Consider the following 21,924-nt stretch of genomic DNA (forward strand, 5'->3'; position numbering starts at 1 on the left):
CGGCAGGGCGCGACCTACGTCCGGTCGAGGTAGCTCTCGAGCGCGGCGACGACGAGGTCGTGGTCTTCGGCCTGGGGAAGACCGGAGACCGTCACCACGCCGACCACGCCGACGCCCGCGATCGTGATCGGGAAGGCGCCACCGTGCGCCGCGTAGGTGTCCGGGTCCAGCCGCGAGCTCTCCTCGAACGTGCGGCCCTTCGCCACGCACCGCAGGCCCACCAGGAACGAGGACGAACCGAACCGCTCGACCGTGCGCGCCTTGCGCCCGATCCACGCGTCGTTGTCCGTGCTGGTGCCTGGCAACGCGCAGTGGAACAGCTGCTGGCCGTTGCGGCGGATATCGATCGTCACCGGGGCCGAGCGCGCCCGGGCGAGCTCCACCAGCAGGCAGCCGAGCGCCCACGCGTCGTCGTTGTCGAAGCGCGGCAGCACCAGCCGCCGCTCCTGCTCCTCGATGCGTGCGATCCGCTCGATCGTCTCGTCCGTGCTCATGGCAGTTCCATTTCCGCGGGGGAGAGGGGCGCGGCGCCCGCAGGAGCAGGCGCCGCAGCCCTCGACGTCGTCGTCCGAATGCGACCCGATCGACGATAGCGCTGACGGCGGGCAGGCAAGCCGGCGGCTGGGCCGTCCGTGGCGGCGCGAAGGCGGCCCGGCCGAGCGTCGAGCGGCCGGGATCAACGCCCTTCCGCGTCGCCGGGCCCGGACGCCATCAGCCCGCTCTGATACGCGATCGCGACCGCCTGAGCGCGGTCGCGCGCATCGATCTTCGCCAGGATCCGCTTCATGTGGGTCTTCACCGTGGATTCGGCGATCACGAGCAGCGCGGCTATCTGCGCGTTCGAACGGCCTTCCGCTGCCTGGCGCAGCACCTGCCGCTCCCGTCCGGTCAGCGCGGCCAGGCGTGGATCGTCCGGGTCCGCCCGGGGCGGTGGCGTGCCGGTGCCGAGGAGGCGGCCGACGAGGTCGCGGGTGACCGCGGGATCCAGCGCCGCCTCGCCGGCGGCCACGGACCGGACGGCGTCGACCAGGCGCTCCGGCGAGGCCCGCTTGAGCAGGAAGCCGGCCGCACCGGTCCGCAGCGCACCCCATACGTACTCGTCGTGGTGGAACGTGGTCAGCACCAGCACCCGGGTGGCCAGACCCGCCGTGACGATCCGGCTGGTCGCCTCCACCCCGTCGATTCCGGGCATCCGCACATCGACTAGAGCCACGTCGGGAGCCACGGCCCGGCACAGCTCGACCGCCGCGATGCCGTCGCCCGCTTCGCCGACCACCTCGATGTCGGGCTCGCAGCCGAGCACCACGGCGACCCCGGCCCGCAGCAGGGCGTCGTCGTCGGCGATCACGACCCTGATGGTCATCGGCCGGCCGTCGCCGGGGTCCGGGCCGCCGGGATCGGAAGCATGACGTGGAGGCGGAACCCCCCGCGTTCGCAGCGCCCGTGCTCCACGCTGCCGCCGAACTCGCGGACGCGCTCGGCGATGCCGGACAGGCCGCGACCGGGCCGGTATCCGCCCACGGCCCCGCCGTCGTCGAGGACTTCGATGACCAGAGCATCCCCGACGCGCCTGACCGAGACCTCGACGCGGGTGGCACGGGCGTGCCGGACGACGTTGGTCAGGGCCTCCTGGACGATCCGGTAAACCGAGAGGTCCAGGGCTTCGGGCACGTCGTACGCGGCGGGGTCGACCCGGGCGGTGACGCGGATGCCGGCTTGCCCGATCCGAGCGGCCAGCGCGTCCAACCGGGCCGGTCCGGGTCGCGGGTCCGTCCCGGCCGGACTCAGCAGGCCGAGTACCCGGTCCAGTTCGTCCATCGCCTGCCGGCCGGCGTCCTCCATCGCGCCCAGCAGCCCGCGGGTGCGCTCCGGGTCGCCGTCGAGCACCCGGCGGGCGGCTCCGGCCTGCACGAGCATCACGGTGAGCGTGTGTCCGACCAGATCGTGCAGCTCCCTGGCGATCCAAGCCCGCTCCTCGGCGACGACGCGGCCGCGCACGGCCTGCCGCAGCGTCTCCTGCTCCTCGCGCCGCCTGGCCGCGCCGTAGCCGAGAGCCCAGGCCATGAGCCAGACGAACAGGACGGCGGCCGGGATCGCCTCGTAGGTGTGCGTGGATCCGCTGAAGTAAGCGATCATGCCGCCGAGCGCGATCACCGGTCCCCACTTGGCCCGCGTGCGGGTGCCGCACGAGCCGAGCGAGTAGAGCCCGAGCAGGTTCGCGTAGGCGGATACCGGGCTCGGCGCGACGAACAGGGCTTCGGCGGACAGCGCGGCCGTGCCGAGCAGGTACGAGGCGAGCGGCGCCCGGCGGCGGGCCGCGAGTGCGCCGGCGATCAGCACGCTCAGCGCGAGTGCCGCCGGCATCCGGTCGCCGATCTGCGCCGCCCGATAGAAGCGCTCGGCGCACATCGCGGCCAAGAACGCGCCGGCCAGGAAGAGATCGAAGTCCCAGGCACCCGCTCGCCGCTTCTGCACGGCGAAACCGATCCAGGGCAGAGCCTCCGGGCGCAGCCGAAGCCTCCCTTCGCCGATACGGGTACTGATCCAGGTCGGCTGACGCATCACGACTCCGGTTATAGACGGCGCCGTTGCCCGGCGGTGTGATCGAACCGAGCCTAGCGGCGGGCGACGTGTCAGGCGTCGCCCCCGAAGGGCAGATGCTGCGAGCTCATATACCCCCTGGGGGGGTACGAGCCGGCCCTCCGTCGCCGCAGTACTCCGGTGGCGGGACCGCGATCAACCCCGACAAGCGGACGCGGCGGGCCCGGCCCGGCGCCTAGCTTTTCCGGCCATGACGACTTCCGCAGGGCACGAACACCGCCGCCGCGGCCGGACCGGCTGGATCTGCATGACCATCCTGGCGACGGCGACGGCCGGTATCTCCGCCCGCTACTTCACCCTCGACTCAAAACTCTTCCTCGCCCAGCAGCGGGCGGTCTACCTGGCGCACCTGACGCCACTGCTGTTCCACATCAGCGGCGGCATCCTGGCTCTGGCCCTCGGCCCTTGGCAGTTCGTGCCGAGCCTCAGACATCGTCACCCGGCCCTCCACCGTGCCCTGGGGCGGGCGTACCTGCTCAGCGCCCTCGTGGCCGGAATCGGTGGACTGCTGCTGGCACCGGAAGGCCTGTACCCGCCGATCGCGCCGCTCGGCTTCGTCGCCCTCGGCATCGCTCTACTGGCGGCGAGCGCTCTGGCATTCGTCGCGATCCGGCGGGGCGACGTGGCCGCGCATCGGATCTGGATGCTCCGGTCCTACGCCCTGATCTTCGCCGCCGTCACCTTCCGCCTCTGGCTGATCGTGCTTCCCGGCTTCGGCCTTCCCTTCGACCAGGCGTACCGGACCGGCGCGTGGATCAGCTGGCCGCTCAACCTCCTGGTCACACTTCCCCGCCCACTCGCGCGAACTTCCGCACGGCCTCAGGGGTGACCGGGGTGAAGAAGTTGACGAGGTTGCCGTCGGGGTCGCGCACCAGCAGAGACCGGTTGCCCCAGGGCATCGTGGTCGGCTCGTTCACGAGGTCGGCGGCGGCGACGGTACCCGAGTCGACGAGGCTCCGGTACACACCGTCGACGTCCGGGACCAGGAACTCGAGGATGACGCTGTGGTTCTCGGCCGGGCGGGCGGAGCCGGGGGCGAACAGGCCGACGGTGCGCGTGCTGCCGAGCGCGAGCGTGGCACGCGGGGTCGTCAGCTCGGCGAAGTCCTCGTTGGCCCAGGTCGCCTGCGCTCCGGTCGCCTTCTCGTAGAAGGCGACGAGCCGGGCGACGTCGCCGGTGATGATGCGGGTCGAGATGAAATCCATGGTCAAGCCTCCACAGTCGGCGCGGAGTGGATCTCCGCGTGACACCCACGTTAGGACGAATACCGGACAGAACCGGTCCGGTATCGGGGCTAGGATCGTGACATGACCCGTCCGACCGGCCGCGTGCTGACCCTGCTGGAGCTCTTGCAGTCCGGCGGCACCCGGACGACGGCCGAACTGGCGGATCGGCTCGGCGTCGACGGGCGCACCGTGCGCCGCTACGTCGAGCACTTGATCGATCTGGACATCCCGGTCGAGTCGGTGCGTGGGCGCTACGGCGGTTACCGGCTCGCGCCCGGCTACCGGCTGCCGCCCCTCATGCTCGGTGACGACGAGGCGATCGCCGTCCTGCTCGGCCTCATCAGCGGCGAACGCAGGGGCCTGACGACGGCGATGGGCACGGCCGGTCAGACCGCGACAGCCAAGATCCGTCGCGTCCTGCCGGCGCATCTGGAGCGCAAGCTCGAGGCCTTACTCGACTCGCTCTCCTTCACCGACGAGCCCGGACGCGATCTGCGCACGGCGCCGGATTCGGCCGTGCTGCTCACGATCGCCGACGCGGTACGGCACCGGCGGCCGGTCGCGATCACGTACACCGACCGCAACGGCTCCCTCAGCGAACGCTCGGTGCGGCCGTACGGGATCGTGAACCACTCAGGGCACTGGTACTTCACCGGGAGGGATACAGGGGTCGATGACGACCGCACCTTCCGGCTCGACCGTGTCGCCGACGTCCGGACGCTGCCCGGGACGTTCGAGCCGCCCGACGGTCCAGACCCGGCGCAACGCCTGCTCTCCAGCTTTGCCACGGCGGCCTACCGGCACCAGGTGATCCTCCGGATCCGCGGCACGGTCGAACAGATCCGGACCCGGCTGCCGGCGTCGCTCGCGGTGGTGGAGGAGCCGTCGGCCGACGGCTGGCTCCGCGTCCGGATGCAGGTCGAACAGCTCTCCTGGCTGCCGCCGCTGCTCGCCGCACTGGACCTGCCGTTCGAGGTCGAGCGTCCGGAGCAACTACGCGATCTCGTCCTCGCGCTTGCCGGCCGACTCGCCGACAGCGCGCGGCGGCAGGCACCTCAGCCGTCTGATAACTCAGGCGGTTGAGGGGTCGGTGTCGGGCTTGCGAGCCAAGACGCCGAAGAGCGGGACGAAGTACGGCTCCTCGGTGTCGGGGTGCCACTGGTCGATGGTGACGATGCCGGGGGGCTGGATGTCCAGGCCGGTGAGCCACGGGCTGATCTGCTCGGCACCACGCGTGATGAGCGGCACGCCCGTCGATCGCTGGTAGTCGTTGACGAGTTCCTCCACCTCGCGGCGCTGGCGGGGGTTTTCGGTGCCGTGGGAGATGGCGACGTAGCTGCCGGGCGCGGCACGGTCGATGTAGGCGCGCACGATCTGCTCGGGGTGCTCGGCGTCGGGGATGAAGTGCATGACCGCGTTCATGAGGAAGGCGATCGGGGCTGTGAGGTCGAGCGTCTCGCGGACGAGGGGGTGGGCGAACACGGTCTCGGGCCGGCGAAGGTCCGCGAGGATCGCCTCCACCTTGTCGACCGTGGCCAGGAGTGCCCGGGCGTGGGCGATGGCGACCGGATCGATATCGACGTAGACGACCCGCGCGGACGGGTTCACGTACCGGGCGGCTTCGTGCACGTTTCCGATCGTCGGCACGCCCGAGCCCAGGTCGAGGAACTGGGTGACGCCGCGTTCGGCGAGGTGGTGCACCACGCGGCCGAGGAACGCGCGGTTGGCGCGGACGCCTGCCTGCAGACCGGGAAGGGCGTCGATCGCGCGCTGGCCCACCTCGCGGTCGCTGGCGAAGTTCTGACTGCCTCCGAGCCAGAAGTCGTAGATGCGCGCGGGGCTCGGCTTCTCGGGATCGATCTCGGGCAGGCTCAGCGCCAGTTCCGCCACGTCGATGGGGTCCATGCGGGACAGTCTCGCACCGGCAGTACCTCCCGAGATAGTCAGGGGTCGATGATCCGTTTCAGGGGCCTGTTCAGCGCCGGGCGGTGCGCACCGATAAGTACACGAAGTACGGTGCGCCGAGGAGCATGGCGAAAGGGACGACGGAAGCGCGCTGGCCATGGGTTCGGATCGATCACCGACGCTCTGATCCTTCTGTTCCCGACCGAAGGCCTCTACCAGTGGGGCCAGGGCGGCATCGCGCAGAACGGATTCGCCGACGTACCGCAGCAGGCTCCGATCGTCCTGGCCGGCCTCGTAGGCCTGTGCCTGATTTCGGCCCATAGACGGTGTCGACCGGTCTGCCACCCGGGCACTGAGCCGCGATCAGGGCCGCGGTCGCCACAGCCTCCTCCGCTCAGGTTCTAGCCAGGCCAGGTCCAACCGGTTCTGTCGGTGCCGCCGCCTACTGTGGCTCTGTATGACGGAAGTTTCGCATGCGGTGCCGGAGCCGTTCTCCATCAACATTCCTGACGACGTGTTGAACGACCTCGCGGCTCGGTTGGCCATGAGTCGGATTCCCGCCCGGTCAGCGACTGGCTGGTGCGCCGGCACGGATCCCGACTACCTGCGGGAGTTGGTGGCGTACTGGCGCGAGGGGTTTGACTGGCGGGCGCGTCAGCGTGATCTGAACAAGTTTCCGCAGTTCACGGCCGAGGTCGACGGGCGGCTCGTGCACTTCGTGCATCTGCGCGCCGCCGGTGACCGCTCGGGCCCGCCACTGCCTCTCATCCTCACTCACGGCTGGCCCAGCAGCTTCGTCGAGATGCTCACGATCGCGCGCATGCTCGCCGATCCCGCTGCGCACGGTGCGCCGCCGGGGGCCGTCGCGTTCGACGTCGTCGTACCGTCGCTGCCTGGTTTCCTGTTCTCCGAGGCGCCCGGACCATCTGCGTCCACTGCGGACCACACGGCTGCGACGTGGGCGAAGCTCATGACCGAGGTGCTCGGGTACGAGCGGTTCGGCGCCTATGGAGGTGACGTGGGCTCCCAGGTCACCGACTTCCTCGCGGCGCAGTACCCGAACCTCGTCGCCGGCATGTACACCCACCATCCGTGCCTGCACCCCGTCGATCGCGAACATCCGCCGCTGTCCGAGGCCGAGACCGCGTACCTGGCCGATCGGGCCGCCCAGCCGGACGACGACTCGGCGTACAGCGCTGTTCAGGCCACTCGCCCGGACACGCTGGCCGCCGCGCTGCTCGACTCGCCCAGCGGGCTCGCCGCCTGGATCGTGGAGAAGTACCGCGCGTGGGGTGACTGCGACGGCGACCTCGAGTCCCGCTTCGACAAGGACCTTCTGCTCACCGTGATCACGCTGTACTGGGTGACCGGGAGCATCGGCACTTCGTTCCAGCCCTACTACGACGACGCCCACACCCCGCCGCTGCCCGCGGTCACCGTGCCCGCAGGTGTCACCGTCACCCGTGAGGACGCCGCATACCCCCGCGAGTTCGCGCAACGCACCTACCGCGACCTCAGGTCCTGGCGGGAGGCGCAGAGCGGCCGCCACTTCCTTCCCCTCGAAGAACCCGCCGTCATCGCCTCACACCTGCGCGACTTCTTCAGCACGCTGGCGTGACCCGATCTCGTGCGATTGTCCGGTGATCCTCCCCGGCGACCGGGATCACGGGCTCACGCCCCACGTCACGCGATAGTCGCATTCGCCTGAGCAGGTCAGCACGCTGGTCGCGTCGTCGTCCACGTATGAGTACGCGAACGGCTCGGCCTTCTTGAACACCGCTGCCGAGTCGATGGGCCAGGTCGACGGCGTGCAGTCCGCGCGGGGAGCGTAGGCGCCGGTGCAGCAGGTTTGGTCGGTCTTGAGGACCAGACAGGAGCTCAGGCACGCCACGACCTGGCCGCTTGCGACGCGCTGCAGCTGCGCCGGGCACATCGTGTTCGCGTCGCGGGTGCACCCGGCCGCCGAACAGCCGTTGGCGTCGATCTTGTCCTTGGACGTGCCGCCGAAGCTGTTGATCCACATCGGCAGGTTGTTGCCCTCGACGAGGCTCACGTCGTAGAAGTCCATGCCGTTCCACGCGTTCAGGTTGAACTCCGCGAGCGTGGAGGGGAACTCGCCCCAGGTGCTGGCGCACTGGAGCTTTCCGCAGCCGCTGGTCACGCAGGAGCCGACGCCGGCCGCGTTGAACGCGCAGCCGGTGCGCGCCCACAGCCGCACATCCCAGTGGTCGGGAATCAGGATCGTGAGACTCGCGCCGGGGGCCAGGACCCAGCCGGTGGCCGAGATAGGGTGCTTCGGGTCGGCCGCGATCGCGGGCCAGATCGTCTGGTCGAGCCGGTTGACCATGGTCAGTGTCCGCCATCCGGCGGGTACGCCGTGTGCGGCAGCATCCGAAGATGGAGAGGGCGACGGCGAGGACGTTCGCGACTTCGAGGCCGACGGTGCGGCGCTGAGTGGCGGCGAGAGTGCGAGCGTCGGCAACAGCGACGGCGACAACGACGTCTGAGCAACGCCGGGGCTCACGGGCGCCGACGCGGCCTGGTCCTGATGCGGCTGTTCCGACTGTGCCTTCGCCACGAGCGCTCCTGCCGTCACCGCCAGCGCCACACAGAGCAGGGCGCCGGCCACGTGGCGTTTCCTCAACTTGCCCATCCGCTCTCCTTCGTCCGTGCGTTCGGTCAGGAGACCGGATCCCACGCCCAGGATTACGAGAATTCCTCCCGCCGCTCACCGGATTTCGGTAATCCGGACCGGCGCTGGGAGTCTCCGTGCCATGGAACACAGGAAGCGTAGAACCCGGCGGAACGGACGCAACGCCGTCTACTCGGCGGTGGCGCTGGTCGTGGCGCTGTCCGCAGCGGTCTGGCTCACCACCTCCAGCCCGCACGGTGCGCGCGAGGCGGCCGACAGTTCGCCGACGGTCACCCTCGCCGCCTCGCCGACTGAAGCGCTGTCTCCCTCGGCGTCGGCGAGCACTGCGCCGTCCGCGTCGACGCCCGCGTCCCCGTCTCCTTCGCGCAGCACAGCGTCGGCTGAAGCCACAGCGCCGTCGTCGGCAGGCGCGGCCGCGGCCGGATTGCGGGTGATCACCGTCGTCAACGACTGGAACGAGACGATCTGGGCCGCGACGAATCCCAATGCCCAGTATCCGATCCCGGTCACCGGCTGGAAGCTCGCACCCGGCCAGAGCGTCACGTTCACGGTGAACGACCACTGGGGCGGTCGGATCTGGGGTCGCACCGGCTGCTCGTTCGACTCCGCCGGACCAGGGCACTGCGCGAGTGGCGACTGCGGCGGAGCGTTCCAGTGCAAGGGCACCGGCGCCACGCCGGCGACCCTCGCCGAACTGACCCTCGACGCCTGGGACGGCATGGACTTCTACGACGTGAGCATGGTCGACGGCTCGAACCTGCCGATGTACATCAACACCACCCACCGCCAGGGGACCGATCCGATCAGCGCGGACGGCTGCTACAAAGGCCAGTGCACGAAGGCGGTGGCGTGCCCGAGCGCGATGCAGGTGAAGTCGAGCGGCCAGGCCGTCGCCTGCGAAACCGCGTGCGCCGCGTTCGGCGGGGATGCGTACTGCTGCACCGGTGCGTGGGCCGGACGGGAGAACTGCAATCCGGCGAAGTGGCCCGTCGACCATGCCGCGACCGTGTTCAAGGCTGCCGAACCCTATGCGTACTCTTACGCGTTCGATGACTCGGCGACGATGTCGTGCTCCGGCGGCTGCGACTACCGCGTCACCTTTGGGATCACACCCTAGAGCGATTTTATGATCGGCTGGGTTTTGGTGGCGTGTAGTTGGCCTGTCGGGTGTGGGCGGCCGCTTCGCGCCGCCCTCAGTTTCGCTTGCCCACCCTGCCCACCCGTTGCGTTGGCGGGGCGGGCTGGGGTTTCAAGATCTCGCCTCCGGCGGGGGCCCTTCTCTCGGAGAGAGTGCCGGGGTCTGTGTGGGTGCTGGCTTTGGTGGGGCGGGCTGGGGTTCGGGGTGGTCGGGTGCCGGGGGTGTGCTCTCTCCTCGGCCGGTCCCCGGAGGCAATCAGGAACCTGCCGGGAGGTCAAGCGGCGGACGGCCCTCGTTGATGCTCGATCTTGCATGGCGCCGCTTGACCTCCCGGCAGGACCCTGATCGGGCTTCGCCTGCCCGACCGAGGAGAGAACCCACCCCCTGAGGGACGAGTCTGAGCTGCGCTCGGGCCGGGTCCCGGCCCGTGGCCTGGTCGCGCCTGATCCGGAAGGATTCTGCATCGCCGTGATCCGGCCGTCCCGATGCTCGATCCGCGCGGAGGGTCGGCGTGCTCGGGGCGCGCTTGATGTCGGATCCTGCATGGCGTCGTCGCGATCGACTCCGATCCCGGATCTCGCGGCGCAATCCCGCAGGCCGGCCGTGCCCGATGCGGAAGGATTCTGCATCGCCCCGGTGCGATCCATCCGGTGCGCACCCAATGCGCAGGATCGCGCGACTCGGTCGAACGCCGAGGGGAAATCTTGCACCGCTTTCGGCCCCACCTGCCCAGCCACCCCGTCCACCACTCTCACGTCACAAGCCCCGACCCTCGTACTCTTCCATGCTAGATGCCACCACCGACAAAAACCGTGAATCAGGCCTTTCGCTGGAAAAGTAAAATCATGGAGATTTCCGGGCACTCGGGCGCGTTCCCCGGCGTTGAAGAAGTAGAGAAGAAGAGGGCGGTCTGGAACGGTGATGCAGGATTCTTCCGCATTGAGCGCGGCCGGGCCCCGGGACAGGACTCGGCCCGAGCGCAGCTCGCACCGGACCTCAGGGGGTGTGTTCTCTCCTCGGTCGGGCAGGCGAAGCCCGATCAGGGTTCAATGCCACGTAGCTTATGTTGATCTTGTTCGGCCGCTGGTGGCGGGTGGGTTGGTGCGGAAGATCCGGATGGTGGGCGGGTCAGGGTGCCGTATGCCGGTATCAGTGGCCTTTTTCACCCGGTGGGGGTTGTGTCGGATGCGTTTGACGGCGCGGGGGTAGGTGCGTTCGCGGCGGGGCGGGTTGAGTGCGGCGGGTGCGGTCAGTTGCGCGGCGGCGCGGGCGGCGGGGGCTTTCATCTGCTCAGGGGGAAAAGCGCGCGGTACCGGTGGCGGTACGGCGCGCGATGCGCACGGCTTTGACGAAGGAGACGCGGTCCGGGTCGATGTCCGCGCCGGTCGCGGCCCGGCAGATCAGCGCGTTGATCGCGTAGTGGACCAGGAGGTAGGCCCACACCTCCTGGTAGACGAGGTCGGGTAGCTTCGAGCGTAGGACGCGCCCGGAGCCGCGCAGGTCGGTCTCGAGCTGGTCGTGCGCGCTCTCCTGTTCCCACCGCTGGTGGTAGCAGTACGCGAGGGTCTCGGCCGGCGCGCTCTGCGGGTCGAGCAGGTTCGTGATCAGGCAGATGAGTTCCGTGCCGGCGGGCCCGGCGCGGTCGGGCACGTCGTACTGGAGCACCCGTACCCGGCGGGCCTGGTGCGGGTCGAGCTCTTCTCCGGCTTCGGCGGCCCGCACGATCGCCTCGCGCCGTGCGCCGCGGATCTCGCGGTCGATCACCACGGACACGTACGTGCCGTCCTCGAGTACCCGCAGGGGCGGCAGGCGCAGGTCGGCCTTGACCCGCCACAGCAGCCCGGCCCCGGTCTCGGCCGCGTCCGAGAAGGCCGGGAAGCTGTAGAACCCGCGGTCCGCCGTGAGCAGCCAGGACCGGTCCAGGCGCGCGAGCAGCGGCGCGGCCAGACTCTGCTCCCCGGTGGTGTACGGGCCGATACGCGCGTCGACGAAGCAGTGGCTGGCGCACTCGGTGATCCCGACCACCCGCACCTTCGGGAACGCGGACGGGTTGCCCCCGGTCGTGGAGTACCCGAACTCCGCGGCGTTGCCCGGCGTGTCGGGCACGTCCATCGCGAACCCGTCGATCGCCATCACCCGCAGCCCGCACGCGAACGCGCCCCGGGTCTCATCCTGAACCGCGACCGGCTCGGCACAGTACCCGAACACCCGCCGCAGCACATCACGGCCCAACCGTTTACGCGCCTGCGTGATCCCGGAGGAGGTCGGCACGCCCCAGGACGCGTCCCACACCCCGAACGCGTCGAGCGACCCGGTCACCCTCGTGGCGACCTCCTCCGCGGCATCCTGCGCGAACAGCGCCATCGCCATCGTCAGATACGCCGTCACATGCGGCGGCAGCTTCCCATCCGAACGCAGAGCCCTGATCTTCTCGTCGTTCAAGGCCTGATCCACCTTGAACCGCGGCACCGCCTCGACCAGCACCCCGAGAGAAACCTGATCCATCACCACACGCCCGCGATCCACGCCAGAGTCCACCGACACGAACCAAGACTACGACACCACCCCCCAACACCCAGGCCACACACATGATCAACCCAGGCTACGTGGCATTGGATCAGGGTTCTGCCGGGAGGTCAAGCGGCGCCCTGCAGAATCCGCCACCAGCGGAAACCGCCGCCGCTTGACCTCCCGGCAGGTCCCTGATTGCCTCCGGGGACCAACCGAGGAGAGAACACACACCCGCAACCCCACCACCCCGAACCCCAGCCCACCCCACCAACAACAGCACCCACACGAGCCCGGCACTCTCTCCGAGGGAAGGGCCCGCGCCGGAGGCGAGATCTTGAAACTCCAGCCCGCCCCGCCAACGCAACGGGTGGGCGGGTGGTCAGACGAACCAGGCGACGCGAAGCGGCCGCCCACACCCTGACCTGACACGTCATCCCGCGCCCCACCAGAGCTCAGCCGATCATCAAATCACAATAGGCGGGTCCACGACCTGCTGCGCGCGCCTTCGCCGGGAGCATCTCAACCCTCGAGGACGCGCGTGCCGATCGTGCGCGGGATGGGCGAGCTCCTCAGCGATCTGCGATGCCGAAAACCTTTAGGATGAACCGATGATTATCAAGGAATCCTTCAGTGTCCGCAGGACTCTGCCATTCGTCTGGTTCGACCTGTCGCTCGCCGCAGGGAGCGCCACGGTGGCTTATCTCCTGGTCGACCGGGCCGGCATCCACTGGCTCGCGCTGCCCTCGCTGCTCGCCAGCGTCCTGGGCACCGCGCTGGCCATCCTGCTCGCATTCCGCGCCAACACCGCCTATCAACGCTGGTGGGAGGCGAGCGGCATATGGGCTCAGCTCACCGGCCTGTCCCGCAACCTGGTCCGGGTCGCGCGCAGCGTCACGGACGTCAAACTCGCCGACCCTTCGATCGACCCCGACGTCGTCCACGCCTGGCAACGCGACATCGCCAACCGCCAGGCGGCCTGGGCGCACAGCCTGGCCCGGCAACTGCGCGGCCAGGACTCCGCCGTCGAGCTCACCCGCCTGTTGCCGCCCGAGGAGGCGTCCGCGGTTCTCCTGGCGGACAACCGTGCCGCCGTGCTGGCCCGCCTGCAGAGCCAGGCCATCTTCCGCGGCTACGCGGCCGGGATTCTCAGCGGCCTGGACAACTTCCAGATGGAGTCCGCCCTGGCCGGGCTCTCCACCCAGCAAGCCCTGGCCGAGCGGATGAGCACCACCCCGATTCCGCGCCCGCACGACTACGTCAGCCGCGCATTCGTGCACTGCTACGTCGTGGTGTTCCCCTTCGCCGCGATCAGCGCCCTGACGGACTACCGGTGGCTGGTCATCCCCTCCGCGCTCTTGATCGCGCTGTTCTTCCGGATGGTCGAACGAGTCGGCGGCTCCACCGAGGAGCCCTTCGCCAACCGCATCCAGGACGTGCCGCTCACCGCCCTGGCCACCAACCTCGAGCGCGACCTGCTCGAACTCGTCGACGTCCCGCAGCGCCCGGCGAAGCCCGTGCCCGTCGACGGATATCTCTGGTAGCAGCCGCCGTTTTTCCGGCTGCTCGGTCCGGGTCCCGGGCCGAGCAGCCGCTCAGTCTTCCTCTTGGGTATCCGCGGTCGGCTCGCGGCGAGGCGACGCTGCGGCCGTGATGATGGAAGTGAAGGCGCCGGTGAGGGCGACGGCCACGGTTGCCGGGTCGCCGAGGTAGCCGTTCACCATTGCTCCGTCCCGCACGATCATCAGTTCCCGTGCGGTGGTCTCAGGGTCCTGGGCGTCAGCCTGTGCGGCGATGTCGGCGAATCTGTCGAGCATCCATCGGCGGTGATCCTCGACGGCGATGCGGACCGGGTCGTCGGGGTCGGCGAACTCGGCGGCCGCGTTGATGAAGGCGCATCCCCGGAACCCCGGACGGCAGCTCGCGGTACCGATGTCGTCAGCGAGCGTGCGCAGCGACGTCACGGGATCGCCCTCCTGGTGCGTGGCATCCATCCACGCCCGCTCCGCGGCCGCCTGCTCCTTCAGATACGCGACCACCAGGTCGCTCTTGGTCCGAAAGTGGCGGTAGAAGGTGACCTTCGTGATCCCGACCTGCTCGATGATCCGGTCGGCGCTGGTGGCGCGGATGCCCTGGGCGTAGAACAGCTCGCTCGCTGCGGCGAGGATGCGCGCCCGCGTGGCGGACCCCGACGAGGCAGGCGCCGCTGGTCCGGTGGAGTCGGCTGGCATGGATAGCTCCCGTCGTGGTCCGGCCGGTTGCGCCGGCGTTGCGGAAAGTCTAGAGTCCTCGATGTAGACGTACTAGTAACTCTACCTCGAAAGAAGAGGGAACGCGCATGTCCGCACCCCTGTACACCGCAATTGCCACCTCCACGGGCGAAGGCCGCGCCGGAGGTCGCGCGGTGACCGACGACGGTCTCCTCGACGTCACGCTCGCTCTGCCGAAGTCGCTCGGAGGCCCCGGCGGAGCGACCAACCCGGAGCAGCTGTTCGCGGCCGGATGGTCGTCCTGCTTCCACTCGGCCCTCAAGCTCGTGGCTGCTCAGCGCAAGGTGGCGCTGGTGGACTCCACCGTCGTCGCCGAGGTGTCGATCCTCCCCACCGCGGCCGGCGGCTTCACCCTGACCGCCGCGCTGCAGGTGCACGTCGGCGGAGGCATCACGCGTGATGTCGCCGAAAGCCTCACCGCCGCGGCGCACGAGGTGTGCCCGTATTCGGCCGCCACCCGTGGAAACGTGCCGGTCACCCTCACCACCACTGTCGCCTGACCATGACGGTTCCCCGTGAAAGAGAAATCACCGTGACGGCCGCCGACGCGAGCTCCGCGCCGCCGTTCAACGCGATGCTCAGCCGCCTGTACTTCATCCGGTTCGCATTCGCCCTCGTCTGGGCGGTGGCGCTGTTCCCGAGCTCGAAGCACACGGGCGGGCCGCTGAGCGTCCTGCTGGTCATCTATCCGCTCGTCGACGCGGCCGCCGTGCTGTGGCAGCTGCGCGCGCAGGGCCGCACGCCCGGGTCGGGGGCGGCGGAGCGGATCAATGTCGTGGTCAGCGTCCTCGTCGCCATCGCGCTCGGCTGGGCGTCATCGGTGTCCATAGCCGACGCCCTCGCGGTCTGGGGTGTCTGGGCCGCGGCCTCCGGGATCACGCAGCTCGTCACGGCGGTGCTGCGGCGCAGCTCCGGCGGCCAGGTGCCGCAGATCCTGAGCGGCGGCATCTCCACCCTCGCGGGCGTCAGCTTCCTGCTCCAGGCGTCGAAGAGCCCGCACGACATGTCCGCAGTAGGCGGCTACGCCATCCTCGGCGGGATCTTCTTCCTCATCTCCGGCCTCCGCCTGAGATCGCTGGTGCAGCGGGCGGCGGCGTAAAGGGCCCCGGACCGGCGCACTCTCGCCATTTGCCTATAGCCTGTAGGTAGATCTAATATGGCTATAGGCAAAGCGAGAGTGGGCGATGGTTATGGTGCGAGCTGGGCTGACCCCTGAGCGGCTGACGCTCGCCGGTGTGGAACTGGCTGATGAAGCGGGCTTCGAGCAGGTGACCCTGTCCGCCCTCGCCCGGCGTTTCGAGGTGAAGCCGGCCAGCCTGTACGCGCATGTGAAGAACTCCCACGAGGTCAAGACCCGGATCGCGTTGTTCGCGCTGGCGGAACTGGCCGACCGCGTCGCCGATGCGGTGGCCGGACGCGCAGGCAGGGATGCCCTGACGGCCTTCGCGAACGCTTACCGGGATTACGCCCGGGAGTACCCAGGCCGCTACGAAGCAGCCCGGTATCGGCTCGACCCGGAGACCGCCGCGGCCAGCGCGGGTGTCCGGCACGCGCAGATGACACGGGCGATCCTGCGCGGTTACGACCTGGCCGAACCGGACCAGACGCACGCGGTTCGGATGTTGGGCAGCGTCTTCCACGGTTACGCCTCTCTCGAGGCCGCCGGCGCTTTCGACCACACGAATGTCGCTTCGCAGGAGTCCTGGGCCTGGACCCTGGACTCCCTCGACGCCGCATTGCGCAGCCGATCCGCCGGCTGACCGTTCGGCGTCGCGCAGGGCGGAGCACCCCAGATCGACACGACCGGCAAGACCTCCCGCATCCGAACCAAAAGGCTTGAAGCAATGAGCACCGAGCAGAACCTGGTCACCACCCCCATCACCGCGGACTTCCTGCGCGGACACCTCGACGTGGAGCAGACCGCCCGCGGCCTGCTCCCGCACCGGCTGCCCGCCTGGGCGCGCCGACAGCTGCCTGACGACCGGTTAGCCGTGGCCGAGGCTCAGCCCTCTGGCGTCCGGCTGGTGTTCCGCACCAGCGCCACCACCATCGACCTCGACACGTTGCCCACCAAGCGCGTCTACCTGGGTTTCCCGCCCCCGCCGGACGGCGTCTACGACCTCTTGGTCGACGGCCGTCTCACCGCCCAGGCCACTGTGGCCGGCGGGAATCTGCACACGATCACCGACATGCAGGCCCAGACCGCGCAATTCACGCCGGGCCCAGCCGGCACCGCCCATTTCGCCGACCTCCCGGCCGGCGAGAAGGACATCGAGATCTGGCTCCCGCACGGGGAGATCACCGAGGTCATCGCCCTGCACACCGACGCCCCCATCGAGTCGGCCCGGGAGACCGGACGCCGGGTGTGGCTGCACCACGGCAGCTCCATCAGCCACGGTTCCAACGCCGTCTTCCCCAGCACCATCTGGCCCGCGCTGGCCGCCTCCGCAGGCGAGGTGGACCTGATCAACCTCGGATTCGGTGGCAGCGCGCTGGTCGATCCGTTCACCGCCCGCGCGATGCGCGACACTCCCGCCGACCTGATCAGCCTCAAGCTCGGCATCAACGTCGTCAACAGCGACGCCATGCGCCTGCGCGCCTTCACCCCTGCGATCCACGGATTCCTCGACACCATCCGCGAGGGCCACCCCACCACGCCCTTGCTCGTGATCTCACCCGTCCTGTGTCCGACGCACGAGAACACCCCCGGACCTCTCATGCCGGACCTCTCCGACGGAACCCTGAAGTTCAAGGCCACCGGTGATCCGGCCGAGACCGCGGCAGGGCGGCTGACGCTCACGATCATCCGCGACGTCCTGGCCGACATCGTGGCGCAGCGCTCTGCCGAGGACCCCAACCTCCACTACCTCGACGGACTCGACCTGTACGGCGAGAGCGACCACGACCAGTTCCCTCTGCCGGACGCGATCCACCCCGGCCCCGAAGGCCACCGCCGCATCGCCGAGAACTTCGCCAAGCTCGCCTTCGCGGGCAACGGGCCCTTTGCGACCACGGCCGGCTGACTCGGATTCAGTGGTGTGGATCGTCGGCGCGGAGTAGCAGGTAGGCCTGGGGTGTCGTCTCGGCCCCGATCGGTGTGCTGATCGGTTCGCGGGTGAGCCGGGCCACCGGTATGAATCCGGCCTGGACAGCCTGTTGCTCCAGGCGCTCGGGATGTAGGCGATATGCGTCGTAGGCCAGGCCGCTGTGGCCGTACGCGTCGGTGATGTGGCGGCCTTCGTCTCCGGCGTGAAAGGCCAGGAGGAGGTGGCCGCCGGGTGCGAGTACCCGGCGGAAGCCGGTGAGTACGGCGGGGTGCTCGCCGGGTGGGATGTGGATGAGGGAGTACCAGGCGACCAGGCCGGCGGCATCGCCCGGCGGCAGGTCCAGCGCGGTCATCTGTCCGACCTGGAACTGGAGGTCGGGATGGCGCCGCCGCGCCTGTTCGATCATGGCGGGGGAGAGGTCGATGCCGAGCATGTCCAGACCCAGCTCCGCCAGGTACGCGGTGATCCTTCCCGGCCCGCAGCCGATCTCGACCACCCGTGCGGCGTCGCCGGGAGCCGCGCTACGTACGAGTTCTGCGTAGAGGGTGAGCACGGCGCGGTCGAAGGGGTTGGTGTCCAAGGCGTCGGCCAGGAGCGTCGTGTAGTCGGCGGCGACGGTGTCGTAGGCCGCTCGGGTGGCGGCGAGGTATTCGGGTTCGTCAGACGCGGTCACAGGCCCCGAGGCTAGCGGCGCGCTCCGACAGAGCGCGCCCGGCTCGGCGGACGGGAGCCCGCGCGGAGACTCGCTCGCAGCCCTCGGAGAATCACTCGGACAGACCACGCTGATATGTCCATTATCTGACTTCTCTTCACATATGATCGCTCTCTGTCTGTTACAGCTCGCGGCGGATGCCGGCAACGTCACCATCCACCACATCCGAGTCGAGGAGACCGCGTTCTCGGGCACCGGCTCGCTCTCGCCGATCGTCTTCTCGGCAGCTGTCCGGCCCGAACGGCAGACCGCCGAACCAGGGCACCACCCTGCTCGCAGGGCACGTCGACTACACCGGCCAGGGCACTGGGACGCTGTACGACCTCTACCGGGTCCAACCCGGCACCCTCGTCTACGCGTCCGACGCCTCCGGGCACGTCCCCCGATGGCGGGTCACCGGTCTCACCGTCGTCTCCAAGACCGAGCTGCCGTCCTGGGTGTTCGCCGGTACGGCCGGGCCGCGCAAGCTGGTCATCGTCACCTGCGGCGGCCCGGTCGACTACGTCCCCGGATACGGCAACACCTACCGGGACAACGTGATCGCCACAGCCGTTCCGCTCTGATCGGTCGAGCCGATCGAGCCCGATCGAGTCGATGTGCCGCTCGGCGCCGGATCAGAGCAGGGCTGCGCCGAGTCCGAGGGCTGCGGCGGCGAGTCCGGCGGTGAGGCTGGCGGCGATGTTGCCGAGACCGAGGAGGCCGGAGCCGTCCTCGGTCAGGCGAAGGGTCTCGTAGCTGAAGGTGGAGAAGGTGGTGTAGCCGCCGCAGACCCCGGTGCCCACGACGGTGACGACGTCGACGGGCAGGCCGTGGTGTGCGGCCAGGCCCGTGAACAGGCCGAGGATGAATGAGCCGGTGATGTTGATGACCCAGGTGCCGGCCGGGAACGCGGAGGCCCGGCTGCGGGTGACGGCCTGGTCGATCAGGTAGCGCGAGACGGCGCCGAAGGAGGCGCCGAGGCTCACCAGAACCGCGAGGATCATGCGCTGGCCCCTTCCGTCGCCGCGGCGGTCTGCGCGCGCCTGCGCCGGTGGGCGGCCACGGCTCGTCCGCAGGTCAGTCCGAGGCTGGTGGCGGCGAGTCCGGCGATCAGCGAGCCGACGAGGTACCAGGCGGCGGTGGCCGGGCGGTGGGCGGAGACGAGCTGGTCGACCCCGACCATCCAGGTCGAGAACGTGGTGTAGGCGCCGCAGAACCCGGTGCCGATCAGCGGCCTGACGTAGGTGGTGGGCGACCAGACCTCGAGGACGAGCACGATGAGCAGCGCCAGGATGAACGAGCCGGAGACGTTGATGGCGAAGGTCGCGGCCGGGAACGTGCCGTGGGCTGCGGGGAAGGCCAGGCCGAGTCCGTAGCGCGCGAGACCGCCGACGAAGCCGCCGATCGCGATGGCGGCGAGGATCCGCGGGCGCGGCGGGTTGCCCCCGCGGGTCCCGGAGGACGCGAAGGGGTCGGGAAGCTGGTCGATGTCCGGGTCCAGGGGCATCGTCTGTTCCCCGTCGACCACCTGGTCGGTATCGTCGCGGCGCATGGGCACGGGCACACTCCTCCTACTCGTCGCCAAAGACAGCACGTGGTGCGAGTAGGGACTGTTGGCCGCGGACGTTGCGACGGTTATACGGTGAGCCCCACCACCGGACACGCCCATCGTAACCGATGGACCCGTCCCCTCATCCACACGACGCTCGGCGACGCCCGCCGTGCGCTCGCGACGCTCAACAAGCCGCTCAGGTCCTGTCCACGAAGGTGAACATCCGTTGGCCGGGTACCAGCATGGTGGGCTCGCCCGTCAGCCGGTGCGCGCCCACCGACATGAAGCCGTCCTGGCTGATGTCGAACGCCTCCTCGCGGAAGCCCGCTTCCGCGAACCATGACCGGATCGCGGGGGTCAGGTCGGGCTGCCTGCGGTGTCTGGTCCACAGGACCAATGCGCCGGGTGCGCAGAGGCCGGGCAAGAGCGTGACCGTAGCCTGGATGTCGCTGTCCGAGATATTGCCGAAGATGCCGCATGCGACGACGATCCGCGCGGGCACCGCACCGACGCAGACGTCGGTGATCCCGGCGTCGGCCTGCAGGATCTCCACGTCGTCCAGCCCGGCCGCCTTCACCGCATCCCGCGCGGTCGCGACATTGCGCTCATCGAGCTCGACCAGCCGTGCGCGTACGTCGTCCCGGCGCGGGTGTCCTGCCAGGACGCCGATCACGTCCCGGCCCTGCCCGGCGCACAGGCTGATCAGTCGCAGTTCCCCGGCGGGGGCACGATCGAGCTCAGTGCGTAGGTGCCCCTGGACGATTTCGAGCCGCCGCGACAGCAGCGAACCCGGGTCGTCATAGTCCTGATGCCATTGCACCCAGTCTCGCCGCGTCACGGCGCCAGCCTACGGGTGCCCGACACACGGCGGCGTGTGCGAGCAGCCTGCCGGTGTCAGAGGTGATCGTTACGGTGGAGTCATGACTTCATCACCGCAGATCGATCCGGCCGTGGAGCCCGTCATCGAAGACTGGCTCGAGCAGCCCTATCTCGGACTGGCCGGCGTCGTGACTCTGGAGACGATCGGCATGGTCGAGGGGCGCATCCCCGAACTGCTGACCTACCTGGCCGGTGAGGGGATCGAACCGGCCGGGCCGGTCTTCGTCCGCTACCGCGTGATCGACATGTTCCGCCGGCTGGAGATCGAGGCCGGGGTTCCCCTTGCCGCGCCGATACGTGCCGACGGTGAGTTGCACTGCGACGTGCTTCCTGCCGGACGCTACGTCACCTACACTCACACCGGCCCCTCGGACGAGCACATCCCCGTCATCGGGGCCATCTTTGAGTGGGCTGATGCGCAGGGCCTGAGCTGGGATGTCACGCCGGTCGCCGAGGGCGAGCAGTGGGGTGGGCGGCTCGCCATCACGCTTGCCGGATCACCGGGGGATCCGGACCGCGGCCCGCTGACGACCAAGTTCGCCTTCCGGCTCGCCGACTAAGGCCATGGAGTGCCTGCGACCGCAGGGAGGACGCCCGGGCTCAGCGCTTGATCAGCACTCCGCCCAGCTTGTCGCAGCGTTCGGAGAGTTCGTGCCCGGGCCCGTTCCCGTCAGGCATCCAGTCGGTGGCGCGCACCAGGCCCGGCGGAACGAACTCGAAGCCGTCGAGGATCGCGGCCACCTCCTCCTCCGGACGCGGGGTGAACTGGGCCGGGTTCTCTCCCATCGCCCCGAGCACCGCGCGCCCGATCTCCGGCGGGAACTCCAGGTGGTGCAGCGTGACGACGAGGCTGCCCGGGGCGAGCGCGGCCATGATCTCGACCAGGGCCTGGCGGACCCGCGGCGTGGAGTGGGTGTAGTCCAGCATGCCGAAGAGCAGCACGCCCATCGGCCGCGAGAAGTCGAGCAGCCTGCGCAGCCTGGGTGCCGCCAGGATCGGCGCGGGATCGCGGAACTCGCCGAGTTCGACGTGCAGGGGCCCGCGCGCCCTGGCGGTGAGCACGGCCCGGGCGTGCGCGGCGGTGATCGGGTCGTCGGTGACGTAGACGTAGGGTGCCCCGGGAGCGCGGTCGTGCACCACGCCGTCGAGGGGTGTCTTGAGCGGGATCGCGCAGCCGAGCTGGAGGAACTGGGTCAGGCCCGTGCCGTCCGCGATCCACGCCGCGGCGCGCTCCGCGTACGCCTCGGCGGCGCGTGCGCTCAGGAAGACGTCCGGCCAGAGCGTGGCCAGATAGTCCACGGCTATCCGGTCGGCGTCGTAGTGGTCCTTTCCGCCGATCATGTAATCCCACATGCGCACCGGATGCGGGACGTGCGGGTCGATCTCAGGCGGCTGCCACCGCTGTCCGACGACTGACACCCAGCGATCGTCACCTGACTCTTCGTCCATGGCGC

The 21,924-nt window shown here is 69.6% G+C and carries 25 protein-coding genes and 1 pseudogene; 11 read left to right on the plus strand and 15 right to left on the minus strand.

Features of this window, described 5'->3' with window-relative positions; translation table 11 throughout:
• Positions 1-14: 14 nt before the first annotated feature.
• From ACTRO_RS01850 to ACTRO_RS01860, 3 genes are all read right to left on the minus strand, one after another.
• Positions 15-494, minus strand: a complete 480-nt coding sequence (locus tag ACTRO_RS01850; protein WP_034260718.1) for a heme-degrading domain-containing protein — start codon at positions 492-494, stop codon at positions 15-17.
• A 182-nt stretch (positions 495-676) separates the two neighbouring features.
• Positions 677-1,363: a response regulator gene (locus tag ACTRO_RS01855; RefSeq protein ID WP_034260719.1), complete on the minus strand. Its 687-nt coding sequence runs from the start codon at positions 1,361-1,363 to the stop codon at positions 677-679.
• On the minus strand, positions 1,360-2,562 hold the full coding sequence (locus ACTRO_RS01860) for a sensor histidine kinase (protein WP_051450152.1): 1,203 nt from the start codon (positions 2,560-2,562) through the stop codon (positions 1,360-1,362). Before ACTRO_RS01860 ends, ACTRO_RS01855 begins: the two co-directional genes overlap by 4 nt.
• 229 nt (positions 2,563-2,791) lie before the next feature.
• Between ACTRO_RS01860 and ACTRO_RS01865 the strand changes: the two genes are divergently transcribed.
• Positions 2,792-3,430, plus strand: a complete 639-nt coding sequence (locus ACTRO_RS01865; protein WP_063627908.1) for a DUF2306 domain-containing protein — start codon at positions 2,792-2,794, stop codon at positions 3,428-3,430.
• On the opposite strand, the gene ACTRO_RS01870 is transcribed toward ACTRO_RS01865, so the two are convergent.
• The gene (locus ACTRO_RS01870; RefSeq protein WP_034260720.1) at positions 3,381-3,806 is read right to left on the minus strand and encodes a VOC family protein; all 426 of its coding nucleotides are present in this window, start codon (positions 3,804-3,806) and stop codon (positions 3,381-3,383) included. The two genes, ACTRO_RS01865 and ACTRO_RS01870, sit on opposite strands and share 50 nt — an antisense overlap.
• 102 nt (positions 3,807-3,908) lie before the next feature.
• On the opposite strand from ACTRO_RS01870, the gene ACTRO_RS01875 reads away from it, so the two are divergent.
• Positions 3,909-4,910, plus strand: a complete 1,002-nt coding sequence (locus tag ACTRO_RS01875; protein ID WP_034260721.1) for a helix-turn-helix transcriptional regulator — start codon at positions 3,909-3,911, stop codon at positions 4,908-4,910.
• On the opposite strand, the gene ACTRO_RS01880 is transcribed toward ACTRO_RS01875, so the two are convergent.
• The gene (locus ACTRO_RS01880) at positions 4,899-5,732 is read right to left on the minus strand and encodes an SAM-dependent methyltransferase (protein ID WP_051450154.1); all 834 of its coding nucleotides are present in this window, start codon (positions 5,730-5,732) and stop codon (positions 4,899-4,901) included. The genes ACTRO_RS01875 and ACTRO_RS01880 overlap by 12 nt on opposite strands.
• Before the next feature lie 289 nt (positions 5,733-6,021).
• Positions 6,022-6,126, minus strand: a pseudogene (locus ACTRO_RS51265) (DUF4259 domain-containing protein); the annotation flags it as partial.
• Positions 6,127-6,189: 63 nt separating this feature from the next.
• On the opposite strand from ACTRO_RS51265, the gene ACTRO_RS01885 reads away from it, so the two are divergent.
• Positions 6,190-7,350 (plus strand): epoxide hydrolase family protein, encoded by a 1,161-nt coding sequence (locus ACTRO_RS01885; RefSeq protein ID WP_034260722.1) that lies wholly within the window; start codon positions 6,190-6,192, stop codon positions 7,348-7,350.
• 45 nt (positions 7,351-7,395) lie between these two features.
• Here ACTRO_RS01885 and ACTRO_RS01890 read toward each other — a convergent pair whose 3' ends face one another.
• Together ACTRO_RS01890 and ACTRO_RS49375 are read right to left on the minus strand one after the other, a co-directional pair.
• Positions 7,396-8,385: a thaumatin family protein gene (locus ACTRO_RS01890; RefSeq protein ID WP_157435649.1), complete on the minus strand. Its 990-nt coding sequence runs from the start codon at positions 8,383-8,385 to the stop codon at positions 7,396-7,398.
• A gap of 168 nt (positions 8,386-8,553) precedes the next feature.
• Positions 8,554-8,832, minus strand: a complete 279-nt coding sequence (locus tag ACTRO_RS49375; RefSeq protein ID WP_245594273.1) for a hypothetical protein — start codon at positions 8,830-8,832, stop codon at positions 8,554-8,556.
• Between ACTRO_RS49375 and ACTRO_RS01895 the strand changes: the two genes are divergently transcribed.
• Positions 8,816-9,502, plus strand: a complete 687-nt coding sequence (locus tag ACTRO_RS01895) for a thaumatin family protein (protein ID WP_245594274.1) — start codon at positions 8,816-8,818, stop codon at positions 9,500-9,502. The genes ACTRO_RS49375 and ACTRO_RS01895 overlap by 17 nt on opposite strands.
• A 1,311-nt stretch (positions 9,503-10,813) precedes the next feature.
• On the opposite strand, the gene ACTRO_RS01900 is transcribed toward ACTRO_RS01895, so the two are convergent.
• The gene (locus tag ACTRO_RS01900; RefSeq protein WP_051452265.1) at positions 10,814-12,028 is read right to left on the minus strand and encodes an IS4 family transposase; all 1,215 of its coding nucleotides are present in this window, start codon (positions 12,026-12,028) and stop codon (positions 10,814-10,816) included.
• Positions 12,029-12,642: 614 nt separating this feature from the next.
• Between ACTRO_RS01900 and ACTRO_RS01905 the strand changes: the two genes are divergently transcribed.
• Entirely contained in the window at positions 12,643-13,575 is a 933-nt protein-coding gene (locus tag ACTRO_RS01905) for a bestrophin family protein (RefSeq protein WP_034260726.1), read from the plus strand.
• Positions 13,576-13,626: 51 nt separating this feature from the next.
• Here the strand turns inward: ACTRO_RS01905 and ACTRO_RS01910 are convergent, their stop codons facing one another.
• Positions 13,627-14,262, minus strand: coding sequence for a TetR/AcrR family transcriptional regulator (locus tag ACTRO_RS01910; protein ID WP_051450156.1), 636 nt, complete (start codon positions 14,260-14,262; stop codon positions 13,627-13,629).
• Positions 14,263-14,369: 107 nt separating this feature from the next.
• Between ACTRO_RS01910 and ACTRO_RS01915 the strand changes: the two genes are divergently transcribed.
• From ACTRO_RS01915 to ACTRO_RS01930, 4 genes are all read left to right on the plus strand, one after another.
• Entirely contained in the window at positions 14,370-14,801 is a 432-nt protein-coding gene (locus ACTRO_RS01915; RefSeq protein ID WP_034260729.1) for an organic hydroperoxide resistance protein, read from the plus strand.
• A 32-nt stretch (positions 14,802-14,833) separates the two neighbouring features.
• The gene (locus tag ACTRO_RS01920) at positions 14,834-15,400 is read left to right on the plus strand and encodes a hypothetical protein (protein ID WP_245594275.1); all 567 of its coding nucleotides are present in this window, start codon (positions 14,834-14,836) and stop codon (positions 15,398-15,400) included.
• A 91-nt stretch (positions 15,401-15,491) separates the two neighbouring features.
• A complete protein-coding gene (locus tag ACTRO_RS01925; protein WP_034260731.1) occupies positions 15,492-16,061 on the plus strand; it encodes a WHG domain-containing protein in 570 nt (189 codons plus the stop codon).
• 84 nt (positions 16,062-16,145) lie between these two features.
• Complete coding sequence (locus ACTRO_RS01930) at positions 16,146-17,324, plus strand: GDSL-type esterase/lipase family protein (protein ID WP_034260733.1); 1,179 nt, start codon at positions 16,146-16,148, stop codon at positions 17,322-17,324.
• 7 nt (positions 17,325-17,331) lie between these two features.
• On the opposite strand, the gene ACTRO_RS01935 is transcribed toward ACTRO_RS01930, so the two are convergent.
• The gene (locus ACTRO_RS01935; protein ID WP_034260734.1) at positions 17,332-18,021 is read right to left on the minus strand and encodes a class I SAM-dependent DNA methyltransferase; all 690 of its coding nucleotides are present in this window, start codon (positions 18,019-18,021) and stop codon (positions 17,332-17,334) included.
• 176 nt (positions 18,022-18,197) lie between these two features.
• Here ACTRO_RS01935 and ACTRO_RS01940 point away from each other — a divergent pair, with 176 nt between their 5' ends.
• Positions 18,198-18,623 (plus strand): class F sortase, encoded by a 426-nt coding sequence (locus ACTRO_RS01940; RefSeq protein ID WP_051450157.1) that lies wholly within the window; start codon positions 18,198-18,200, stop codon positions 18,621-18,623.
• 51 nt (positions 18,624-18,674) lie between these two features.
• Here the strand turns inward: ACTRO_RS01940 and crcB are convergent, their stop codons facing one another.
• The 3 genes from crcB to ACTRO_RS01955 form a co-directional block, all read right to left on the minus strand.
• On the minus strand, positions 18,675-19,043 hold the full coding sequence (crcB, locus tag ACTRO_RS01945; protein ID WP_034260736.1) for a fluoride efflux transporter CrcB: 369 nt from the start codon (positions 19,041-19,043) through the stop codon (positions 18,675-18,677).
• On the minus strand, positions 19,040-19,591 hold the full coding sequence (locus ACTRO_RS01950) for a fluoride efflux transporter FluC (RefSeq protein ID WP_211244047.1): 552 nt from the start codon (positions 19,589-19,591) through the stop codon (positions 19,040-19,042). The genes crcB and ACTRO_RS01950 overlap by 4 nt, the downstream gene beginning before the upstream one ends.
• A 196-nt stretch (positions 19,592-19,787) precedes the next feature.
• Positions 19,788-20,429: a class I SAM-dependent methyltransferase family protein gene (locus tag ACTRO_RS01955; RefSeq protein WP_034260737.1), complete on the minus strand. Its 642-nt coding sequence runs from the start codon at positions 20,427-20,429 to the stop codon at positions 19,788-19,790.
• An 82-nt stretch (positions 20,430-20,511) separates the two neighbouring features.
• Here ACTRO_RS01955 and ACTRO_RS01960 point away from each other — a divergent pair, with 82 nt between their 5' ends.
• Positions 20,512-21,030 carry a GyrI-like domain-containing protein gene (locus ACTRO_RS01960; RefSeq protein ID WP_034260738.1) on the plus strand — a complete coding sequence of 173 codons (519 nt, stop codon included), beginning with the start codon at positions 20,512-20,514 and terminating at the stop codon, positions 21,028-21,030.
• Positions 21,031-21,070: 40 nt separating this feature from the next.
• Here ACTRO_RS01960 and ACTRO_RS01965 read toward each other — a convergent pair whose 3' ends face one another.
• Positions 21,071-21,919, minus strand: a complete 849-nt coding sequence (locus ACTRO_RS01965; protein WP_034260740.1) for an SAM-dependent methyltransferase — start codon at positions 21,917-21,919, stop codon at positions 21,071-21,073.
• Positions 21,920-21,924: the final 5 nt, after the last annotated feature.

Origin of the sequence: Actinospica robiniae DSM 44927, assembly GCF_000504285.1 — a bacterium.
GTDB classification, from domain to species: Bacteria; Actinomycetota; Actinomycetes; order Streptomycetales; family Catenulisporaceae; genus Actinospica; species Actinospica robiniae.